Source organism: Parabacteroides sp. AM58-2XD (genome assembly GCF_003463685.1).
In the GTDB taxonomy this organism is placed as follows: Bacteria; Bacteroidota; Bacteroidia; order Bacteroidales; family Tannerellaceae; genus Parabacteroides; species Parabacteroides segnis.
On the sequence record NZ_QSDP01000013.1, the window covers coordinates 52,249 to 75,531 of the forward strand.

Genomic DNA, 23,283 nt, shown 5'->3' on the forward strand with positions numbered 1-23,283 from the left:
AATATGAAGAAAGCAATTGTATTTTTAGCCAACGGCTTCGAAGAAATGGAAGCCTTGGGTACAGTCGATATCCTGCGCCGCGGAGGTATTGAAGTGACAACTGTTTCCATCACAGCCAACCCTGTCGTAACGGGAGCACATAATGTTCCGGTTACTGCCGATACTACTCTGGAGAAGGCAAACCTGGCAGATGCGGATGCTTTGGTCCTCCCCGGAGGCATGCCCGGTGCATCCAACCTGAACGATTCAGAAGCGGTAAAGGAAGCCTTACTGCAACAATATCGCGACAGTAAAATCGTTGCCGCTATCTGTGCTGCTCCTATGGTCTTAGGCGGACTAGGCTTGCTGAAAGGTCGCAACGCTACTTGTTATCCCGGCTTCGAACCGAAACTGATCGGTGCCAACGTTACCGGCGAAGCAGTAGAAGTATCCGACAACGTAATAACCGGAAAAGGCCCGGGACTGGTCATAAACTTCGGTCTTGCCTGGTAGCCGCCATCAAAAATGAAGCGGTGGCAGAAGAAGTGGCAGCTGGATTGCTTGTTTAATCATCTGAAATAATATTTAAGAGCCGTGATATAACCTGATAATATCACGGCTTTTTTGTATGTTTGCAGCCGTTTTAGCAAAAGGTAAAAAGATGAACAGTAACATAAAAGGATTTGTATACGGCATTGCCACTTCCGCGACTTTCGGTTTGATCCCGTTATTCACCCTGCCGCTGATGGCAAAGGGGATGCAGTTTGATTCGATCCTTTTCTACCGTTTTCTGTTTGCCTCGATAGCACTGGTGGGTATTATGGCTAGTAAAAAGGAATCCCTGCGTATCGACAAAAAAGATATACCGGTGTTAGTCCTGCCAGGGTTCTTTTACACGGCTTCGGCCATGTTTCTTTTCTGGGGATATAATTTCATGTCAGCAGGGATAGCTACGACATTACATTTCACTTATCCGATATTCGTTACACTTATCATGTTATTGTTCTTCCGCGAAAAAACATCGTGGGTAACGTTGTTGGCTATTGGGCTGGCAATCTGCGGGGTTGCTCGTCTGTCGATCAATGAAGGAGAGATGAAGCTAAGTGTACTGGGCGTATTTATCGTACTCCTGTCTGCTGTCGGATATGCGCTTTATATTACTACCGTCAACAAATCGAGAGTGCATACGATGACAGGCAGAAAACTGACATTCTATGTATTCATTGTCAGCACCATCCTGTTTTCCATTAAGGCAAGCACCAACGAAGGGATACAACCGATCCCCGACACGATGTCGCTAGTCAACCTGATACTTCTGGCTATTGTCCCGACAGTCATTTCAAATATCACTCTGGTACTGGCCGTCCATAACATCGGTGGTACGCTGACTGCCGTATTGGGAGCTATGGAGCCCGTTACCGCCGTCTTCGTTGGTGTACTCGTCTTCGGCGAACCGTTCACATTCAATCTGGCCATCGGCATCCTCCTTATTATCATCGCCGTCACCATGATCATCCTCTCCAAAAGCATACAAAAAGCCTTACGGGGACTCCGCAGGGCTTTGTTTCATTTATAAGAATATTCGAATAAACAAATATACGACACTGTGTGTTTCCGCTATAATCCTGTCGTTAACGAGATTAACAGAAGCGATAACAGCAGGGTGAAGAGAAAGACATTGCGGGCGGTATGGCCCAGGGTCTTATTGAGTTCGCGTCCTTCAAAACGGTAAAGTTGCCGCCAGGTCGCATAAAAGAGGGCAAAAAAGGCGGCGAAAAGGAACTGTATCCACCAAGGTGCGTCCAGCATCAGAGGCATAGCCAGTAAAAGCGCCATGACCCCGTTCAACAGGTAGAATATCCGGCCGAAACTGCGCCCGAAAAGGACGATGGTGGTCCGCTTATGCGATGCCTTGTCCTGCACATAATCACGATAATTGTTCACGACAAGGATATTTGTGGAAAGCAATCCGACCGATACGGACAGCAGAAATGATAACAGGGAAAAGGACAGTGCCTGTACATAATAGGTGAAGCATACCGGGATGATCCCGTAAAACAGCACCACGCAGACATCGCCCAGACCGTTATAGGCCAGCGGAAAAGGTCCGGCGGAGTATGCCAGCACACAAAGGGCGATGGCGATACCGACAGGTATCAACTCCCACCCGGCATAAAACAGCAGCATACATCCACAGAAACACGACAGGCCCAAGGTGAGAAAAGTGGCTTTCAGCATGGCTTTCGGAGTGATCCATCCCTGAGCGACGGCACGCTCGGGCCCTAAGCGGTCTTCCCGGTCGGCTCCCTTTTTAAAATCAAAATAATCGTTGGCAAAGTTACTGGCTATCTGTGCCAGCAAAGCTACTCCAAAACACAAAAGGGCCGGTACGAACCGGAATACTCCCTCGCACCAGGCTAAAACACATGCCAGCAGCACAGGACTTAACGATGCCGGCAGCGTTTTCGGGCGCGCGGCCTCCACCCATGATTTAAAAAGGCTCTTCTCTCTTTCCATCTTCCTCGTTCACTTTTAACGGACAAAAGTATAAACAAAAACCACAATGATTTGTTTTTTTAATAGGAATTCGTATATCTTTGCAGCATGAAAAATTTTCTGTTCATATTGACTCTGCTTTTCGGCATGTTGCTTTTTTCTCCCCAGGAGGAGGTTGAAAGCGACAACATCGCTGTGGCTCAAAAAGAGGCAGTCATGAAGGAAAAAGGTTCTGCGGATGTACAATATTACCTGAACGTATTAAGTACCGACCTGAAAGAAAGCAAAGGTCTGACTGCACGCAGAACGGTTCAATCGACTAATAATACATTTCATTTGCGCACGCTGAAAATAGCGGAAAAAGTACTTCAGGATATCCGCCTGAAGGAGATGAATGCACAACGGAAAGTGCTGGAAAATGTATCAGAATGTCAAACCATAAATCTGTCTACCCTTCTTTGCCGTATGGGGGAACATGTGTTTGCTCTGCGGAAACTCATTATTTAGTAATTGATAATTACTTTTGGCTTGATCCAAAAGTAATCAAAAGATCAAGGCTACACCGGCTTCGCTGAGGCCTTGTCAAGAACGCCATGCGTTCTCTTCAGATTGCCGACACTGCCTGTCACATTGATAAGTAAGGCTTCGAAACAATCCGGTCATTAATTATTAATTACTAAAAATGAAATATTATGTCTACTAAAAAATCAAATAAAACACGTATTTATGTTTCTGTTATTATAACTGTTGTTGGTTGCGTACTAGCTTGTAGTTCTATCATTCCTAACGATTACCTGAAGTTATTGGTGGTAATGGGTGCTCTGGGATATGGATTATATGGCATCATGAAAGGTTTGAGCAATACCGGCTCTGCTGAAGAAACTGCTATCGAAGAAAAAGAATAAGCATGTTTGAACAAAAGTAACCATTAAAAAGTTTAATAAAATGAAGATAAATAAAGATTTGGTAGATGCCGTCATGATGGTGTCGTTTATCATTTTGGTGTTGATCGGTACAACCGATTTTGAAAACGCTATCACAAAAGATGTAACAATGGGAGCATTAGGCTGGTAACAGTCGCCATGGTCATACTCCGTGGCATACAACTGAGACAGGCAGCCAAAGAGCCTAAGGAAGAATACGAATATTAAATCACTAATACGAATATTCCTAACAACCCTAACTGAAATGTCTAGTTGCTTCCTGCTGTTATTCCGGAGCGATCCGGGGTTATCCGAGGTGCGTTTTTCTGCCTAAAAAATAACTTGCTGTTTACTTGGTTACGGTGGCAACATCCACCGGACAACAGGAAGCCGGACATTGTAATAAAAAGATTAGTAAATTTGCGACCATGATAACAAGCGTAACATTATTAGTTCTTTCGCTGTTTGCTCTCTACATCGGAGCAGGCTGGCTGGTAAAGGGTAGTACGGAGATAGCCCTGAAAGCAAAGATATCAAACCTGGTGATCGGTCTTACGATCGTTGCATTCGGTACCAGTGCCCCGGAATTGGTGGTCAGCCTGAATGCGTCCTTATCCGGGCAGGGCGATATAGCCGTGGGGAACATTATCGGTTCCAATATTTTCAATATCGCCGCCATTCTCGGTATATCCGCCGCCATCCAACCGCTACAGGCCAAACGCCAGCTTACCCGCCTGGATATTCCCATACTGATCGCCGCTACCGCCGTCTTCACGCTCCTGTTCTGGAACGGGGTACTCGGAAGGCTGGAAGGTTGTTTCTTTTTAGCGGGCATCATTATTTATACGGTTTTCAGCCTGTACTATTCACGCAAACATGAAAAGAAAGTGGAAGAACAGATCGGGGAGTTGGAGAAACAACCTGAACCCTGGTATAAAGATGTCCTGTATATCGTGGGCGGCCTGGTGATCCTGATCTTCGCCTCCAACCTGCTGGTCAACAATGCCGTATCCATCGCCCAGGAACTGGGTGTCAGCGAAGCGGTCATCGGACTGACTATCGTTGCCGCCGGAACAAGCATGCCGGAATTGGCCACCTCGGTCGTGTCGGCCCTCAAAAAGAATCCCGATATTGCGATCGGAAATATTGTCGGTTCCAACCTGTTCAATATCCTGGCTATAGCGGGAACCAGTTCTGTGGTAAGTCCGATCGCTGCCAAAAACGTCAATTACGTCGACCTGCTGGTTATGCTGGGATTAACCCTGCTCCTGCTTCCACTGGTGAAAAGCGGACAAAAGATTTCACGTGCCGAAGGGTGGGCGCTTATACTTGTGTATTTATGCTACCTGGCATGGCTGCTCAGAGATCTGATCTAATCGTGTAAAAGCAGGGCTTTTTTGAAGGTCTTGCTTTTTTTATACCTTTGTGGCTTCCATACATATTTTAAACGATCAGAATGAGAAAGTTTTTTACCCTAGCAGTCCTATTACTTGCCGTTTTCTGTGGGAAAGCGCAAAACGTTCAGTTACATTATGATTTCGGAGGCGCCTTGTACGACAAGGACCTGGACGGGCGTCCGGCACTGACCTCCACTGTGGAAATGTTCAAACCGGATAAATGGGGAAGCACCTATTTTTTCGTGGATATGGACTACAAGAGCAGCGGGGTCGCTTCGGCTTACTGGGAGATTGCCCGCGAACTGAGTTTCTGGCAACCGCCTTTTTCCATCCACGTAGAGTATAACGGCGGACTGATGAAGGGAGCCTCCTACAACAATGCTTACCTGGCGGTGCCACCTATACCTATAACAGCAAAGATTTCAGCAGGGGAATCACTTTCACCGCCATGTACAAATATATCCAGAAGCATAAAACACCCAATAATTTCCAGCTGACAACCACCTGGTATCTTCATTTTGCCAAGAACGGCTTGTGTACTTTCAGTGGCTTTGCCGACTGGTGGCGGGAAAAGAACGACCACGGGAACTTTATTTTCCTCTCCGAACCGCAGATATGGGTAAACCTGAACAAGATAAAAGGCGTAGACGAGAAATTCAAACTGAGTGTGGGCAGTGAAGTGGAGTTAAGCCATAACTTCGGAGGACGGAACGGCTTCTATACTATTCCGACACTTGCTGTAAAATGGACATTCGATTAAATAAACCGGCATGATACAAAAACTTTTGGGGTTTGACAAACAAACCATGAGAATCCGTACGGAAGTTATCGCAGGTATAACCACATTCCTGACAATGAGTTATATCCTGGCTGTAAACCCTTCCATCCTGGGAACTACCGGTATGGACAAAGGAGCGGTTTTTACGGCCACGGCTCTGGCTTCCGCAATTGCCACCCTGCTCCTCGCCTTTATGGCCAAACTGCCGTTCGCACAGGCACCTAGCATGGCGCTGAACGCATTTTTTGCTTTCACGCTGGTACAGGGCATGGGATATTCCTGGCAGACGGCGATGACGGCGATGTTTGTCGAAGGGGTGATATTCATCCTTATTACTTTTCTGAATATCCGGGAGATCATACTTAACTGCATTCCCATGAACCTGCGGTATGCCATATCGGCTGGGATCGGCATGTTCATTGCATTCATAGGGTTGAAGAATGCGGGGATCATTGAATCCAACCCTGTCACCTATGTGATGTTCGGGACCTTTACGCCGTCTTCGGTCCTGGCGATGGTCGGGATATTGTTAAGCGGCATACTGATTGTCAAAAAGGTGAAAGGCGCATTGTTCTACAGTATCCTGATCTGTACCCTGATCGGCATCCCGCTGGGGGTGACGGAAATACCGGAAGGATTTCTTCCTGTCTCCATGCCCCACTCGATGGAACCGACATTCTGTAAGTTCGATTTTTCCGAGTTCTTTACACTGGATATGGCAGTAGTGATCTTTACCTTATTGTTTATGAATATATTCGATACGGTAGGGACATTGGTCGGCCTGGCTTCGAAGACCGGGATCATGGGAGAAGACGGGCATATCCCGCATGTGAAAGAGGCGATGATGTCCGACGCGATAGGTACTACGATCGGGGCGATGATGGGAAGTTCCACCATAACGACGTATGTGGAGAGTGCCTCGGGTATTGCGGAAGGAGGACGTTCGGGTTTCACTTCACTGATAACCGGACTGCTGTTTATCCTGGCTTTGTTTTTTGCGCCGTTGTTCCTGCTGATTCCCAGTGCAGCCACAAGCGGGGCACTGGTGCTTGTCGGCGTGTTTATGATGGATTCGATCTCCAAAATCGACATGGAGGATATGTCGGAAGCACTACCGGCTTTTATCACCATCATTATGATGATCCTCACCTACTCCATTGCCGACGGGATGGTGTTGGGACTGCTCTGCTATGTATTGGTAAAGCTGTTCTGCGGCAAGCACAAGGATATCAGCATCACCATGTATATACTGGCAGCCTTGTTTATACTGAAGTTCATCTTTGCGTAAAAGCGATATTCAGAGATATAAAAAGGAGGTGTAGCAAAAGCCTGTTTTGCTACACCTCCTTCACATTATATATTCTATGTATTACCAGATAACTACCCGTTCGGCAGGCAGCATGTACATCGGGTCGCCTTCTTTAATATCGAATGCCGAATAGAAGGTGTCGATATTACGCAAAGCGGCATTTACACGCCATTTACCCAATGAGTGCGGGTCGATCTTTGTCAGCAACAGGATTTCTTCAGGACGGATATTTTGTCCCCACAAGGTTGCATATCCCAGGTAGAAACGTTGTTCGTTTGTGAATCCGTCGATCGGAGCCGGAGTTTTACCTTTCAGGGAATTCAGGTAAGCCAGGTGAGAAACCAGCAAACCGCCCTGGTCAGCGATGTTTTCTCCCAATGTATAACGTCCGTTCGCATGAACACTGTCTGCAACGATAATATTGTCGTACTGCTGAACCAGACGGTCGGCACGTTCCGTAAAGAGGGCTGCGTCTTCGGGAGTCCACCAGTCGGCCAGGTTACCGTTTTTATCGTAATTACGTCCCTGGTCGTCGAATCCGTGTGTCATTTCATGACCGATCACCACACCGATAGCACCATAGTTAACGGCATCGTCAGCTTCCGGGTTAAAGAAAGGAGGCTGAAGGATAGCTGCCGGGAAGCAGATTTCGTTTGTTGTCGGGTTGTAGTAGGCATTTACAGTCTGCGGTGTCATTCCCCAGCGGGCTTTGTCGACCGGTTTACCTGCTTGTTCCAGCTGGTACTCCATATCGAAGATATTCGAACGGCACACATTTGCCCAGTAAGAATCATCCTTGATCTCCAAAGCGCTGTAGTCACGCCATTTATCTGGGTAACCGATCTTTACGATAAAAGCAGACAGTTTTTCCTGCGCTTTCGCTTTTGTCTCATCGCTCATCCATTCCAGACCTGCGATACGTTCCGACAATGCTTTCTGCAGGTTTCCTACCAGCTCAAGCATCTTTTCCTTGGAAGAAGCCGGAAAGTATTTAGCCACATACATTTGGCCGACAGCTTCGCCCAAGGCACTGTTCACTGTAGACAGCGAACGTTTCCAACGCGGTTTCTGTTCCAGCTTTCCGGACATCACTTTTCCGTAGAAGTCAAATTCGGCTGCCACAAAATCATCACTCAGGTAAGGAGCAGCCGCATTCAAGAGGTTAAAAGCCAAGTAGTATTTCTGTTCGTCGATAGAAACATTTTTCATGAACTCGCCCAACGCTTCATAGAACGGAAGTTGTTTGGCATCGAGATATTCAATTTCCATCAAGCCCAAGCTTTCAAAATAAACGTCCCAGTCGAGCGGGTTGTTGTTTGCCTTGAACTCCTGCAACTTGATCTTATTATAGTTCTTCTGGCTGTCGCGCAGGTCTTCACGACTGAAAGAACTTTTGGCGATGCCTGTTTCTATTTTCATTACGGCATTGACAGCAGCTTCGGCCTGCTCAGGAGAAGCACCGGTCAATGTGAACAACTGGCTGATGAATTGTTTATATGCATCGCGCATTTTTACGGAGGCATCGTCTTCCACCAGATAATAATCGCGGTCACCCATACCGAGACCTGCCTGATACAGCTGTACGATATTCATAGAACTGTTCTTCTCATCGGCATCGACGAACAAAGCGAAGAAAGGAGCCATTCCTTCTTTATGCAAGGTTGCCACCATTTTGGCAACATCCGCTTTCGTTCCCAGACGGTTAATTGCATCCAATTGTTCCTTGACGGGAGCCAACCCTTCCGTATTCAGTTTTACACTATCCAATCCCATTTCATAGAGCATGCTGATCTTCTGAGCAACGCTTCCGGCTTCCTGGGGTTTGGAATCCAGCTCTGTGATAAGCGTACGCAATTGTTCCTGATTATTCTCAATCAACTGATCGAATGTGCCGAAGCGGGAATATTCCGGTTTCAGAGGATTGTTCTTTATCCAGCCTCCGCAAGCGTACTGATAGAAATCTGTACCGGGAGCCACTGTCGTGTCCAGATTTGCCAGGTTGATGGCATCATTTTTTGCAGTTTCCTTCACAGGTGACTGACTGCATCCCGACATTGTTATCATACCGACAGCAACCAACGGAATCATCATTAACTTTTTCATTTTTGTTCAACGTTTACTTGAATTATGCCGCAAAGGTACATAATTTCAGTAAAACAGAGCCGATTTTTATCCAATATGACTGATTATTATACCTGTGATCTACTATCTTTTATTTACTTTTACCATCTGAAACTATTTATAAACTTAATTTTTATCATGAATCACTTTATGAAGACCGTAACACTCCTGATGGTCATGTTGATTTGCGTACTGAGCGGATGTAAAAATCAGTCCGGCAGCAACGGCACTTTTGAAATCGGTGACAAAACATTTCTGCTAAACGGCAAGCCTTTCATTATAAAGGCCGCCGAAATCCATTACACCCGAATCCCCGTAGAATATTGGGAACATCGTATCCAGATGTGCAAAGCGTTGGGCATGAATACGATTTGCATCTATGCGTTCTGGAATATCCATGAACAGAAACCGGGCGAGTTCGATTTCAGCGGACAAAACGACATTGCTGCATTCTGCCGTCTGGCTCAGAAAAACGGTATGTATATCATGCTCCGTCCCGGCCCGTACGTTTGTTCCGAATGGGAAATGGGAGGCCTGCCTTGGTGGTTATTGAAAAAAGAAGATATACAGCTGCGTACAAACGACCCGTATTTCATAGAACGTACACGTATCTATATGAATGAGATCGGCAAACAACTGGCCGACAGGCAGATTACACGGGGCGGTAATATTATTATGGTACAGGTTGAAAACGAATATGGTTCTTATGCGACCGATAAGTCGTATATTGCCAAAAACCGGGATATCCTGCGCGATGCCGGGTTTACCGACGTTCCCCTGTTCCAGTGTGACTGGAGTTCCAACTTCCTGAACAATGCACTCGACGATCTGGTATGGACCGTTAATTTCGGTACCGGAGCCAATATCGACGAACAATTCAAAAAGCTGAAAGAAGTACGTCCGAACACCCCGCTAATGTGTAGCGAGTTCTGGAGCGGCTGGTTCGACCATTGGGGACGGAAACATGAAACACGTGATGCGGAAACAATGATTGCCGGACTCAGGGACATGCTGGACCGCAATATTTCTTTCTCCCTCTATATGACCCACGGAGGTACGACCTTCGGACATTGGGGAGGCGCAAACAGTCCGGCCTATTCAGCCATGTGCAGTTCATACGATTACGATGCCCCGATCAGCGAAGCAGGTTGGGCAACACCCAAATATCACAAACTACGCGAATTCATGGCAAACTATATGGCTCCGGGTGAAGTACAACCCGAAATTCCCGACGCATTCCCGGTGATCGAGATACCCGAGTTTGAACTGAAAGAGACGGCTCTGTTATTCGAGAACCTGCCGGAACCTAAAACCAGCCGCGACATCAAACCGATGGAGCAGTTCGACCAAGGCTGGGGCAGCATCTTGTATCGTACCACCTTGCCGGCAGTCAAAGCAGGTACCACCTTATTAATAGACGAAGTGCATGATTGGGCACAGGTTTTCATCGACGGTAAACTGATTGGCCGCCTGGACCGCCGCCGCGGAGAATTCACGATTAAATTACCGGCTACAGCTGCCGGCGCCCGACTGGATATCCTGATCGAAGCAATGGGACGTGTCAATTTCGACAAGGCGATACACGACCGGAAAGGTATCACGAACAAAGTGGCACTGATCACCGAATCCTCATCCGACGAACTGAAGGACTGGCAGGTATATAATCTCCCTGTAGACTATTCATTTGTAAAAGATAAGAAATATACACCGGGTAAAAAGGTTGAAGCGCCTGCTTATTACCGTGCTACTTTCAATCTCGAAACTCCCGGCGATGTATTCCTGGATATGCAGACCTGGGGAAAAGGTATGGTATGGGTAAACGGAAAAGCCATGGGACGTTTCTGGGAAATCGGCCCTCAGCAAACATTATTTATGCCGGGTTGCTGGCTTAAAAAGGGAGAAAACGAAATTATCGTTCTCGACCTGAAAGGACCGGAAAAAGCATCTGTCAAAGGTCTGAAAACACCGATACTCGACATGTTGCGTCCGGAAGCACCGCTTACCAACCGCAAAGAAGGGCAAAACCTGAACCTGAAAAACGAAAAGCCTGTGGGACAAGGTTCTTTAAAGGCAGGAAACGGTTGGCAGGAGGTAAAATTCGATGCTCCTGTACAGGCCAGTCATTTCTGTCTGGAAGCCCTCAACGCCCAGGATGGAAAAGACAACGCTGCCATCGCCGAGTTTTATCTGCTGGATGAGAACGGCAAACCGCTCAGCCGCCAGCATTGGAAGATCGCTTATGCAGACAGCGAAGAAACTTACGGAGGTAATTTTACCGCCGATAAAATATTCGACTTGCAGGAATCCACTTACTGGAGTACGGCCAGAGGAGCCAAATACCCGCATCAGGTAGTCATTGATTTGCGCGAGACGGTAACAGTCTCCGGCTTCCGTTACCTGCCGCGTGCCGAAGAGGGCTATCCGGGAATGATCAAAGACTATAAAGCATATGCAAAAATGACTCCGTTCAGTTATTGAACGGGGTCATTCCCCTTTATTTATCCAAATACTCTTTTTTGAACATCGAAAAGCAAAGTATAAAGACAGAGATCAGGAGCGGACCGAATATAATTCCCATAAAACCAAACAGGGACAAACCGATTATTACTCCGAAAATCGTGATCAGCGGATGGGTATCCGCCATTTTTTTCTGTAAGATAAAACGAATCAGGTTATCCACGTTAGTGATAACGATCAGTGCATAGGCTGTCAAAGCCAGCGCATTTACCCAATCGCCGGTCAAAGCCATGTAAACGGCAAGAGGCAGCCACACCAAAGCAGTTCCCACAACTGGAATAATAGTCGCAAAACAGGTCAGAAAACCGAATAAAAACGGGCTAGGCGCATTAAACACCCAATATCCGATCATCGCGATAACACCCTGGATGATTGCCAGCAGAGGGATACCGATCGCATTGGAGGTAACGATCATATTGATCTCTTTCAGTACTTCGCGTTTATTTTCTTTGCTGAAGGGCAGGATTTCATAAATGTATGTTTCCATCTTACTCCCTCCGATCAGCATAAAATAAAGGATAAGAACCAGAACTGCCACATTCACTGCAAAGCCACTAATTCCGCCCATCAGGCTTGTCCGATCTTAGGCAGCACGGAAACAATGGATGCGATATTATCTTTCTCCAGCAAATCAAAGCCGGTTCTCTCACGGATCAGGTCGGCGATATGCTCAAAAGAACTGACCAGTTCAGATGGGTTCAGATTTATATTCTGAAGTTTATTAACGAATAGCCAGACAGCAAGGGAGAATGGTATCAAAAAACACAAAATAGTTTCAAGCAACAGCAGTATGGCAACCAGACTACGGTTCCAATGTTTCTTCTCCGTCAGATGCTTCAATTGCTTTCTCAATAGGATATAGATGGTAAAAGCACCGAGTATTCCTCCCAGGAACGGAGTAAACTCAATAAAAAGTATGATTCCCATTACCAGAATAATAGTAATCAGGGAATATTTCCAGTACGATTCTTTCAAGCTCATATTCGATTTTAAATAACGATTCAATAACTCATTTTACTTTATGGCCTCCTGCCATTTTCTTAATAAACAAAATAAACGGTACAGTTGTTAAGAAACACTCATCTTTTCAATCATATACTTTCCCTGCTTTCCCCGACTTTTCATTAGGAAGGAATCTGTTCACGAGGCCCTCATAAATGTTTTTGGCGTCCTCATAAATATTAATGAGGACGCCAAAACATTTATGAGGACGTCGCAAACAGAAAAGTAACCGATCAAAGTGAACGCACTGCCCGACAGAAATATCAGCCATACGTATTTATCTAAATGATAGCACACCAGGCTTTCCAGTATCTTTTCGATACGTTAAAAAATATTACCCGGTTGGGTATTTTATTTTACCCGGTATATTAATCCGATTTTCCCGGTAAGGTAGTGTCATTTTGATAGTTTACCTTTCTTACATCCACTTTTATTACAGTTTCACGTCGGTTTCATCCAATTTGAAACGAACTTCCACAATGGAATGTTTCGCTTTTCCCGGAGTCATCTTAATATAAGTGATTGCTATAATAGTCCCGTCTGGCAATATTTCCAAACCCGGATAACCACAGTCCGAACCGGCATAACTATGCAGCAGTTTGATCTTATATTGGCCGGAAGTTCCTTCACGCAAGTCTTTTTCATGTCCTACCCAGGCTACAAAATGTCCTTTGGTCGGACTGCCGGGCGCCATATCGCGGAAAACGGCAACCAACCGCCCATCGGGAGCATATTTGATGACATGCCGGTCTCCCGTCAGTCCCCAGGGCGTTTCCTGCAAGGCACTCCAGGTTTGTCCTTCATCCGTCGATACCATCATTAAAGAGTTTCCGACACGCTTATTTTCACGAGCAATGCAAATCAGACGTTTACCGTCTTCCGAACGGATCACGCAAGGTTCGCAGGGAGCACGGCCCTCCATCTCTCCTACTAAAGTCGACTCCTCCCAGGTCAGACCGCCATCATGGGATATCGATTGCCACAAAGTCAACGGGGGACGGTCCTGGTCATTCAGTCCACGATGGTATAACCCCAGATAATCTCCATTTTTCAATTGGATAATACTGGAAAAAGCCATGACACAAGGTTTACCCAGCCTCTTAACCGGACTCCAGCTTTTTCCGCCGTCTTCACTGTAAGTCATAGGCATATCCGGCTGGCCGCAAAAGACAAATAAGCGTTCTTTACCTTTCTTATCCTTCAGGTTGTATATACTCGGACAGTTCCGCATAGTCGACCAGTCCTCGGGAACCGCCTGTTTGGTCCAGGTCAAGCCCGAATCTTTACTGACTGCCAGTAATCCGGCATCACCTCCATGATCGAAGCTCCATGTACAATAAATCGTTTTATTGTCATCGAGCATCACAGTGGTAGGATGTCCGTTATACAACTCAGGTGTTCCTTCTGAGAGGACGATCTGGCGTCCCCTGTCAGAAGAGATATCCACCCAGGGTAAATTTGGTTTTACCTGCTGTGCCATTACAGGCAATACAGAACCGAGCAATAACGTCTGAAACAATAATAAACCCTTTTTCATCTTCATATATTTTAAAATTCAATAGATATTATTCCTGCGAATTATCTTTGTACATCCGATTCATATCCGTCAGTTTGTTTCAACTGATCATTCAATACCATATCATTATAATTGATCGGCCAGTATAACGGAAAGCCCGGCTTATCATTCAGATTTGGTACTTCATTATAAATATTAATCGCTCCTCCCGAATGGAAACGAACCAGATCGAACCATCTTTTCTGCTCGATAAAGAGCTCTCTCAGACGTTCATCACAAAGTTCCTTCTCCACACTCGCCTTGTCGGCCGGACCGGCATAATTATCCAAGCCGGCACGCTGCCTGACGGCATTCAGGTCAGATAAAGCATCCTGTATCTTATTCAACGCGGCATTTGCTTCTGCACGTAACAAAAGTAAATCACCCCAACGATATACAATCAAATCATCATCAAAATAACGGTCATCCGTATAAACTTTTCCTCTGAACTTATTGGTCTGTGTTAAAATCAGGTTGCCATCCTTATCAACAAGATCGATCATGGCTGATTGGTAGCGTTTATCTCCCGGATACTTCAAATAAAGCGCCCTGGTCTTCTCACTTGGAGCATAGACATGGCGACTCTGATTCGGAGACGTTGCCGCCTCATCCAGATTAACAGCCATCGACAAGTTATCGGTTCTCGATGTCGTATTCGTCGCAATGGAAAGATTGCCCGTTTCATAACGTTCGAAATACAGGGAGAAAATAATCTCCGCATTTCTTTTATTTGCATTATTAAAAACAGAGGCATACTCAGGAAGAAGTTCCACACCGCTCTTCTCCACTTCGTTAATTGCATTGACCGCTTCATTCAGATCGGAGTCTCCTCCATTCAACACTTTAGCTTTCCATAACAGTGCATCCGCTTTCAAAGCGTAAGCGGCGGGCTTGGATGAGTAGTTCTTGTTTACAAAACCTTCCTCCGGGAACAAAGATAATGACTGTTCGATATCCGACAAGACTTGTTTCATCACCTCTTCCTTCGGGGAACGGGGTTTCAGTTCGATCTTATCAGAAAGAACAGGATCCAGCAGAATAGGCGCATCTCCCCATATACGTACTAAAAAGAAATATGTCTGGGCACGCAAATAATAAGTTTCCGCTTTGATTCTGTTTTTATCCGCTTCATTTGTAAAACTCAAACCGTCAATCTTGTACAACAAAAGATTGGTATGATGTATAATGTTATAGGCATCCCGGTAAGAAGGGGCATTGTTTTCAAGCAGATTTTGAGCCCATGCATTTGTGGAAGGTCCGATCTCTCCCACTTTAAAGGCATCTCCCCTGTCTTCTCCATATAAAGAAGTATTATTCAACGCGCGTACTTTATTATATATACCTGTCAGATATGCTTTCGCATCTCCGGAGTTTTTCCAGAATGACTGTGATGTAATTGTAGAGACAGGTTCCACTTCCAGTAAACTGCAACTACTATATAAAGCACAACACACAATCCATAAAAATATCCATATCTTTTTCATTTTCATACCAATTTAAAAAGTTAATCTTGCACCGAAATTGAATTGTATCGGAATAAAATACTCACCTGTTTCCTGTCCGTCATACTGTTCCGGGTTCAAACCATCAAAAGCAGTGATATAACCCAGGTTATTTGCACCGGCAGTCAGGGATATCCCCTGCATTTTCAATTTGGAGCAAATAGAACGAGGCAGGTCGTAGCTTAATGAGATTTCACGGAAACAGAGGTAATCACCTTTAGAATAATACGCCGTATTATCTGCGTTTCCATTACTGTTCATACCGGCATAAGCGATGGTACGCATGTGGTTACGATAGCCGTTATCCCAGTCGGAAGCCACATCGTAACGAGGATATTTAGCAGTGGCGGCATCTCCCTGACTCCACCAGATATTACCGTTTGTTACGTCGGTTGTCGTAACAATCGCATTACGGGCATTGGCGTTGGCACGGCATCTCCACACATTTGCTATCGAATGGCCCAAGGCATAATCGACCACAAAACGGAACGTAAACCCTTTATAACCCAATGTGTTTATCAATGCTCCCTTTTTGTCCGGGTTAGCCCAACCGATAAACACGATATCCTTATCGTCGATAACTCCGTTTCCATCCATATCGGCCCATATAGCATCACCGGCCACTTTGTTTTTGCCTATTTTAGAACCGGAGACTTTTGTATCTTCAGGAGCCAGTGCAGCCGCCTCATCGGTATCATAAACACCCAGGTATTTATATCCCCAACGTCCGCCGATCCGTTCTCCTTCAGCCAGGCCTCCGGCTTCAATATATGTTCCGCTCTTCGTATCCCAGATCAGACCGCCCTGCACACGATTCTTATCGCGTCCGTTATCAGGAAGTTCTTTCATATAAGTACGGTTCATGGCAAAAGTAGCTGTAATATCCCAACTGACAGGACCTCCGGACAATGGACGGGCAGTCAATGACAGTTCAATACCCTTGTTCTGAACAACACCCAAATTAGCCTTTATAGAACTAAACCCGGTCTGGGCAGGGAGCGATTTATCATACAACCGGTCAGAAGTCAGCTTGTTATAGCCGGTAAAAGAAAACTCGATACGATTGTTCAGAAATCCGGCATCAAAACCATAATCCACATTCGAGGTAGTTTCCCAAACCAGGCTGTTATTCGCCAGAACACTATTCAGGACACCCGGATTCCCGCCATACAAATAAGAGGCATATTCACCCTGTGTATTTGAATATGACAGTTTGTTATTACCGGTCTGGCCCCAGCTGGCTCTCAGTTTTAAACGGCTGGCAATTTGTTTCGGGAACCATTCTTCATAATGCATATTCCAGCCGCCGGAGAATGCGGGGAACAAAGCAAACTTATGATCTTCCGCAAACTGAGAGGCTCCGTCGTAACGTAAAGAGGCAGTCAGCAAATAACGGCGGTCGTAATCATAATTCACACGGGTAAAGAAACCGACAAGTATTTCTTTTTCCAGCGTAGATGTTGTCCGTTGTTCTGTCGGTTTCGTCGGGGCAAGTGTCGGGATATAATCGGTCGGGGCTTCCGAGCCTGTTCCTTTCAGAAAATAATTATCATTCTTCGTGTAATTCATACCCAACAGTGCGTTAATCGTATTCTTCTTAAACTTCTTGTCATAAGTGAATACGGCATCTGCCATGATTTGCTTGCGCTGGTCGTGTCTCTCCAAGGTCTTGCGCCCTTTGTTGAAATCATTGTATTTTTCAAAAAAACGATAAATGTTTTCCTGCACATAATAAGATGCCGACGGTTTGAAATGCAGTCCCTCAATGATTTTCCAATCCAATCCCAGCTGGAATGTATTACGATAGGCTTTATCTGTAATATCCTGATAATACAGTTCATGCAAACGGTTTCGCGGAGAACCGCCGGATTCGCCGATACCCGGTGTCCCGTCATCATAATACAAACGGAAAGTTGTCGGATAGCGGGAAGAACGGTCCAGAGTGCTGGTCCCTGAATTTTCAGGGTCTGTCGATTTATTGGCTATTGTTGAATGTTTGAGGCCAACCGATAGGCTTATATGATCCTGCAACTTATAATTACCGTTAGCGGTCAGGCTGAACCGGTCATATCCTGTTCCCAAAACCATGCCCTCGGCATCGATGTAACCTAAACTGACGTAATAGTTCGCACGATCATTCCCTCCGGAGGCATTCACATCATAATTATGCGTCAGCCCCGTTTGGAAAAGTACATCTTTCTGATAGTTATTATCTTTAAAAATAAGGGTTTTACCTGAATAAGGGTCCTTCATTGTCTGATATCCCTGATTACCCAGCAGGTCATCAACATAAGATTGTCCCATATTACCGACCAGGTCATCCATGTATTCTGTCGTAAAGCGGGAATATCCGTAACCGATCAACGAACCATTTTTATAATTTATATTCCCTGTTGAATACGGATAGGCTCCACCTTCCAGGCGGCCGGTCACGTTTGCATCGTTTATTACCCTCGCTCCTGCCAGACGGGAAGCATACAAATAATCCTCTGCGTTTGAAAACGGATAATGTGTACGAATACGTTCTATACCTAACCGATAAGAGGCGTTAATTGTCGCTTTTCCATCTTTTGAAGAGCCTTGTTTTGTGGTTATCAAAATAATACCATTCGCCGCCTTTGCTCCGTAGATTGCTGCTGACGCCGCATCTTTTAAAACCTCCATTGACTCGATATCTTCCTGGTTGATACCGTTCATATTGTCGCGTAATACACCGTCAATAACGAACAGCGGAGTATCCTTGGAAGGATCTGTCGAACCGCCACGGATCAGAACAACAGGTTGCGCCCCCGGCTGACCGGTCGTCTGACGGATATCCAGACCTGCCACTTTTCCTTGCAAATTATTTAGTGGAGATGCAGAGACAGAACTCAGCAATTCTCCTTTCTTTACGGAAACGACGCCGGAAGTTACTGTGGCTCTGGATTGGGTTCCATAACCAATAGCGACGACTTCATCCAGTGCAAAAGACTCGTCTTTCAATATAATTTCGTAAAAAGTTTTATCCGTTACTTTCACCTCCGCAGTTGTCATACCAATAAAAGAAACGTCCAGTTGTGATTTTTTCGGTACTCTGAGTGTGAATTTACCATCCAGGTCTGTTGTCGTACCAATTGTAGTATTTTTGACAATAATAGCCGCTCCTAAAACAGGCTCACCTGTTGCATCTTTCACTATACCACTGATTTCCATTTCTGTCTGTAAACTGCTTTGTTGTGCAACTACAGAACTAATCGTCCCAAAAATTGTCAACAAAACAATAAAAAGGCATTTAAATCCATCTAATTTTCTCATCTTTGTATCGCTTTTAAAGAATATTTTAAAGTAAGATCAGGGGTTATAAGCCGGCCAAAGTTTATCTGCCCCTTTTCTTTTTTCTATTTTTTATCAAAGAAGTTGATTTTCATCAAGTCTTCTTTTAGTGATTTATATTCCTCATCGCTGAATGGGGCGATGGGTAACCGGCAGCTTCCACAGTCAATGCCGATCAAATTCATAATAGCTTTTCCTCCTCTTACACCTCCTCCGTATTTAATTATTATTTTTACTACTTCAATCGATCTCATCTGCAATTTTCTGGCTGTCTCCAGATCACCAGACTCCATTGCTTTCATAATTCCAAGATACACATCCGACAAATAGTTGTAGGTACTGCCTACCCCTGCTTCAGCACCGAACACCAGTCCGGAAATCAGAATTTCGTCATATCCGTGCAGAACTTCAAACTCTCCATTATTTAATGCCAGGCATTCACCCATTTCCATCAGGTTGCTATGGGTAAATTTTGTTCCGGCTAAATTGGGTATACTCTTTTTTCCTTCTACCAAAAACTCTGCCACCGGCAACGATACTCCCGTCATGGAAGGCATATTGTAATAGTAAAAAGGAAGCTCTTCGGCACTTTGCTATCGGAGCAAAAAAGGCGATCAACTCTTTAACCGTAGCCGGTTTGAAGAAACAAGGTGCCATTGCCGCAATCGCATCTGCTCCCGATTCATAAGCATGTTTCGCCAAATCCATCGATTCAAAGAGGGAATCGCTCCCGACATGGGCTATAACCTTAAACCGGCCATCGGCAGATTTCACCCATTGTTCCAGGATATTTTTCCGCTCTTCCACGGTCAACGACAGCGATTCACCGGTCGTACCGCAAACAAACACTCCAGTCATTCCTGACTTTGCCATCAGATCGGCATACTTACCGATCACAGGCAGATTAACCTTTCCTTCCGCATCCATCGGAGTAAAAGATGCGGCAATCAGTCCTTTCAGACGTTGATAATTTTTCATTTGCTTTTGTTTTTTATTTGGACAATACTTTATAGATTGTCAGATGATCTATATTTTTCCTATCACCCGGAAACAAACAACTGACCAGATAGCCTATAACGAAACAGGAGACAAAACCGGTTGTTGTATATAATAAGAGATGAACGGTCTCAAAATGTATCATTGTCAACTGCACCATAATACTCCCAATGATACCACACAAAGCCCCTGTCGCATTGGCTCTTCGTGTAATCATTCCGAGCAGGAACAATCCTCCCAGGCTGCCCAAAATGATTCCCAGTATTTTATTGAATTCATCCCATAACGAGTTAATATCCCAGGTAGCCATCAGGTAAGCGAATAAAATTCCGGCCGCTCCCAATAACATCGTAGCAATCTTAGCCACCTTCAAATCGACCTTATGGTGATTTATTTTTGAATGAATGTCGGTCACATAGGCTGTCGCTGCTGAATTCATGCTACTGCTCAATGTGGACATGGCAGCTGCTAAAATCCCGGAAATCAACAGACCGACCACTCCCTGAGGTAACTCGGAATAAATATACCAAGGGAGAATCGCATCTCCGTCAGAAACAGTTATGCTGAGTTCTAGCGGGTTGTGTTTATAATAAACATATAATACCGTCCCGACAAAGAAAAACAGCAATGTGGCAGGAATAGTCAATACAGCATTTGTCAATACACTTTTCCGGGCCTGCTTTTCCGTTCCGGTCGTCATATAACGCTGAACCATCGTTTGATCGGTACCATAAGTCGTCAGGTTTGTAAAAAATGTAGCAATCAAAACCGTCCATAATGTAGATTGTTTCAAATTGAAATCAAAACTGCCCAGAGAGAATTTGTTATCGACAGCGGCTTCACGAACAATACCGGAAAATCCTTCCGGGATATTAAATACCGCTACAATCACAACCAATATCGCCCCTCCCAACAGGATCACCACCTGCAAAGCGTCTGTCCAGACCACCGCTTCGATTCCGCCTATCATCGTATAGATCAGACTTAAAACACCCATCAAACCAATACATAAAAATATATCGAAACCGGTTATCACATTCAATGCTATTGCTGGAAGATACATAACAATCCCCATTCGACCGACCTGAAACAAAATGAAAGCAAGGCTACAAATTACCCGGATCAACGAATTAAAACGTAATTCCAAATATTCATACGCTGTCGTAACATTCAGTTTACGATAAAAGGGAATAAACAAATAGAGTATCACCGGTACGACCATTAATATACCGACATTAACCAGCATATAACTCCAATCGGAAGCATAGGCTTTTGCCGGTATCGACATAAATGTTATCGCACTCAGACTAGTACCGAAAATACTCAATCCCACCGCCCACCAAGGCAATCGTCCCCCTCCTTTAAAATAATCTTCCGTATTTTTCTGTCTCTTTGAAAAATAGTAACCGATCCATGCCAACAATGCAAAATAGATACCGATCACTGCAATATTCAAAAATCCAAGCTTTTTCTCAAACGGGATAATTTCCCCTTGTACTATTTCAGGTGTACGGATTCCCGGTTTCACTTCACCGCTTGTAATATAAAAAGCGTTATCTTTTTTTGCAATACTGGTCGTTACCGGAAGAATATAAGGAGATATTTCTCTTTCTACCAATGTATTTGTGATCGTATGATACAGCCTTACCGTGTTATCAAAACCGGGATGATCGACAGAACCGGGAATCAATTGCGGAACACCGCCAAACAATAGGATATGATTAATCCCGGTTGGCAAAGCAGTCCCAGCCATCACAGGAAACTGCCGGTCTAATTTCTTCCAGCTTTTCATCCGCGGATTATAAACGAATCCGTCAGTCAACACTTTCACTGTTCCGTCTGCCTGGTAGTTTCTGCCGCTGAACAGATAAAAACATTTATCAAACCCATCACTCTGTACGGCAGATACAGCGTAACCTCTAGGCTCTCCCGGCCATGTAGCAAGTTCCTGCCATCCTTTTTTCAGGTCTGAAAGATCTAATTTATAAAAATGGCCGGTTGCAGCCTGTTCTTTCATACTGATTTGTCCCCCTGCCACATAAATACAGTTATTTAAAAGGGCACCGGTCGCATTCGCCAAAGGGACAGGCAAGGCAGGCCAGGATAATGACAATTCTATTTGCCGGTTCTTTTTCCGGATAAGAAAAACATCCTTATAACACTGAATGGAATCACATCCGCCGATGCACAGCAAACCTCCCGGCAACTCGACAGACACACCATAAGCCCGGGAATTTGGTAAGACCTCTTCTGCTATTTTCCATGTAGCCGATGAATCTTTTGCATCAATATAATAGATGGTATTCCACCATTCCTTCGTTCCTCCCTCCCAGGGCATCGCTTCCGGAAAATTAGCACCGCCTGCAATGACTAACGTATTTCCAATAAAACCGGAAAAAGCACCTGCCACTCCGATATTGGGTTCATTATCGACAGCAGGAAGACATAAGGAGTTCTTCCATTCTATCTTATCACGCGATAGAGGGGATAATGCCAAAACCTGATGAGAAACAGACAAGCAAAATAAAAAGAAAATGAGTTTTTTTATAGTATCGTAGATCATTTCAAGGTTGTTTTTCAAATGCTATACTCTATTATTCATAAATATTTTATACACGGCAAAATGTTTCTCCAAAGCCCTACGGAAACCTTCTTCATCTTTTTTCTTTATAAACTCAAGCAGATCTTCATGAGTCACAATCTCTCCTTTTTCCTTCATCTCTATATTGATCGGCTCCAACAGGTCTTTGAATTTATCTTTTACAAAGACCATCACAGGGTGAATAATTCCTTGAAATTCAGAAATAGTTCTATTCCCTGTTATTTCATAAAGTTTTGCATGAAAGGTAAATTCACTGACCGGTGCATATTCATTATTTTCAAACATCACTCCCATTTTCACGATCTCTTCAAGTTCGGCTATATCTTCAGAAGTTATATTTCTGAAAAGGTCACTACAAATACCTATTTCCAAAGCAATTCTAAAACCCAATATATCAAACAAAGATTCTTCACTTAAAATACGAGGATCGACGACCCGTTTCATTCCTCCCAATATAGAAGGTTCTGTTAAAATCATCCCACGCCGTGTACGTGATTCAATCATACCCATCATTTTCAGGCGACTAAGTGCCTCTCTCAACACATTACGGGCAACACCTAAAGTAGCCGCCAACTCCAATTCGTTAGGGATCGGATCACCTGTACGCAAATCATTGTTCTTAAAGTAATTAAGCAGCTTATCTTCTACCTGATCCACCAGGGTGACAGATTGATTGTATATTTTTAATTTGTCCATATATATTAATTTGTGGTTTATAATACTATTAATCCTATTTGTCTGACAAATTACTGTATTATTTATTTAACAAACAAACATAAATAAATATTTAACTA

General features: G+C 44.6%; 14 protein-coding genes and 4 pseudogenes. 9 read left to right on the forward strand and 9 right to left on the reverse strand.

Features of this window, described 5'->3' with window-relative positions:
- The first annotated feature begins 3 nt into the window (after positions 1-3).
- Positions 4-548, forward strand: a pseudogene (locus tag DXA15_RS05010) (DJ-1 family glyoxalase III).
- 92 nt (positions 549-640) lie between these two features.
- Positions 641-1,555 (forward strand): DMT family transporter, encoded by a 915-nt coding sequence (locus DXA15_RS05015; protein ID WP_199676218.1) that lies wholly within the window; start codon positions 641-643, stop codon positions 1,553-1,555.
- A gap of 41 nt (positions 1,556-1,596) precedes the next feature.
- Here the strand turns inward: DXA15_RS05015 and DXA15_RS05020 are convergent, their stop codons facing one another.
- Complete coding sequence (locus tag DXA15_RS05020) at positions 1,597-2,496, reverse strand: 1,4-dihydroxy-2-naphthoate polyprenyltransferase (RefSeq protein WP_007658783.1); 900 nt, start codon at positions 2,494-2,496, stop codon at positions 1,597-1,599.
- 87 nt (positions 2,497-2,583) lie between these two features.
- On the opposite strand from DXA15_RS05020, the gene DXA15_RS05025 reads away from it, so the two are divergent.
- The 6 genes and pseudogenes from DXA15_RS05025 to DXA15_RS05050 all read left to right on the forward strand — a co-directional run bounded on the left by DXA15_RS05025 (position 2,584) and on the right by DXA15_RS05050 (position 6,861).
- Entirely contained in the window at positions 2,584-2,982 is a 399-nt protein-coding gene (locus DXA15_RS05025; RefSeq protein ID WP_007658789.1) for a hypothetical protein, read from the forward strand.
- A gap of 185 nt (positions 2,983-3,167) precedes the next feature.
- The gene (locus tag DXA15_RS05030) at positions 3,168-3,380 is read left to right on the forward strand and encodes a hypothetical protein (protein WP_007658790.1); all 213 of its coding nucleotides are present in this window, start codon (positions 3,168-3,170) and stop codon (positions 3,378-3,380) included.
- 40 nt (positions 3,381-3,420) lie between these two features.
- On the forward strand, positions 3,421-3,549 hold the full coding sequence (locus DXA15_RS27530; RefSeq protein ID WP_255419920.1) for a hypothetical protein: 129 nt from the start codon (positions 3,421-3,423) through the stop codon (positions 3,547-3,549).
- Positions 3,550-3,826: 277 nt separating this feature from the next.
- A complete protein-coding gene (locus DXA15_RS05040) occupies positions 3,827-4,774 on the forward strand; it encodes a calcium/sodium antiporter (RefSeq protein WP_128133322.1) in 948 nt (315 codons plus the stop codon).
- An 80-nt stretch (positions 4,775-4,854) separates the two neighbouring features.
- Positions 4,855-5,555 (forward strand): annotated as a pseudogene (locus DXA15_RS05045) (DUF5020 family protein).
- A 10-nt stretch (positions 5,556-5,565) separates the two neighbouring features.
- On the forward strand, positions 5,566-6,861 hold the full coding sequence (locus DXA15_RS05050; RefSeq protein ID WP_128133323.1) for an NCS2 family permease: 1,296 nt from the start codon (positions 5,566-5,568) through the stop codon (positions 6,859-6,861).
- Between the two features lie 81 nt (positions 6,862-6,942).
- Here DXA15_RS05050 and DXA15_RS05055 read toward each other — a convergent pair whose 3' ends face one another.
- Complete coding sequence (locus DXA15_RS05055; protein ID WP_122327261.1) at positions 6,943-8,985, reverse strand: M13 family metallopeptidase; 2,043 nt, start codon at positions 8,983-8,985, stop codon at positions 6,943-6,945.
- 156 nt (positions 8,986-9,141) lie between these two features.
- On the opposite strand from DXA15_RS05055, the gene DXA15_RS05060 reads away from it, so the two are divergent.
- Positions 9,142-11,481 (forward strand): beta-galactosidase, encoded by a 2,340-nt coding sequence (locus DXA15_RS05060; RefSeq protein WP_128133324.1) that lies wholly within the window; start codon positions 9,142-9,144, stop codon positions 11,479-11,481.
- A gap of 16 nt (positions 11,482-11,497) precedes the next feature.
- Here the strand turns inward: DXA15_RS05060 and DXA15_RS05065 are convergent.
- The 7 genes and pseudogenes from DXA15_RS05065 to DXA15_RS05095 form a co-directional block, all read right to left on the reverse strand.
- Positions 11,498-12,501: pseudogene (locus DXA15_RS05065) on the reverse strand (AI-2E family transporter).
- A 454-nt stretch (positions 12,502-12,955) separates the two neighbouring features.
- A complete protein-coding gene (locus DXA15_RS05070) occupies positions 12,956-14,059 on the reverse strand; it encodes a sialidase family protein (protein ID WP_128133331.1) in 1,104 nt (367 codons plus the stop codon).
- 41 nt (positions 14,060-14,100) lie between these two features.
- Entirely contained in the window at positions 14,101-15,561 is a 1,461-nt protein-coding gene (locus DXA15_RS05075; protein WP_128133325.1) for a RagB/SusD family nutrient uptake outer membrane protein, read from the reverse strand.
- 12 nt (positions 15,562-15,573) lie between these two features.
- Positions 15,574-18,873: a TonB-dependent receptor gene (locus DXA15_RS05080; RefSeq protein ID WP_128133326.1), complete on the reverse strand. Its 3,300-nt coding sequence runs from the start codon at positions 18,871-18,873 to the stop codon at positions 15,574-15,576.
- Positions 18,874-18,956: 83 nt separating this feature from the next.
- A pseudogene (locus DXA15_RS05085) lies at positions 18,957-19,869 on the reverse strand (dihydrodipicolinate synthase family protein).
- A 13-nt stretch (positions 19,870-19,882) separates the two neighbouring features.
- Positions 19,883-22,468 carry a sodium/solute symporter gene (locus DXA15_RS05090; RefSeq protein ID WP_233566850.1) on the reverse strand — a complete coding sequence of 862 codons (2,586 nt, stop codon included), beginning with the start codon at positions 22,466-22,468 and terminating at the stop codon, positions 19,883-19,885.
- A 3-nt stretch (positions 22,469-22,471) separates the two neighbouring features.
- Positions 22,472-23,185, reverse strand: coding sequence for a FadR/GntR family transcriptional regulator (locus tag DXA15_RS05095; RefSeq protein WP_010802481.1), 714 nt, complete (start codon positions 23,183-23,185; stop codon positions 22,472-22,474).
- Positions 23,186-23,283 lie beyond the last annotated feature (98 nt).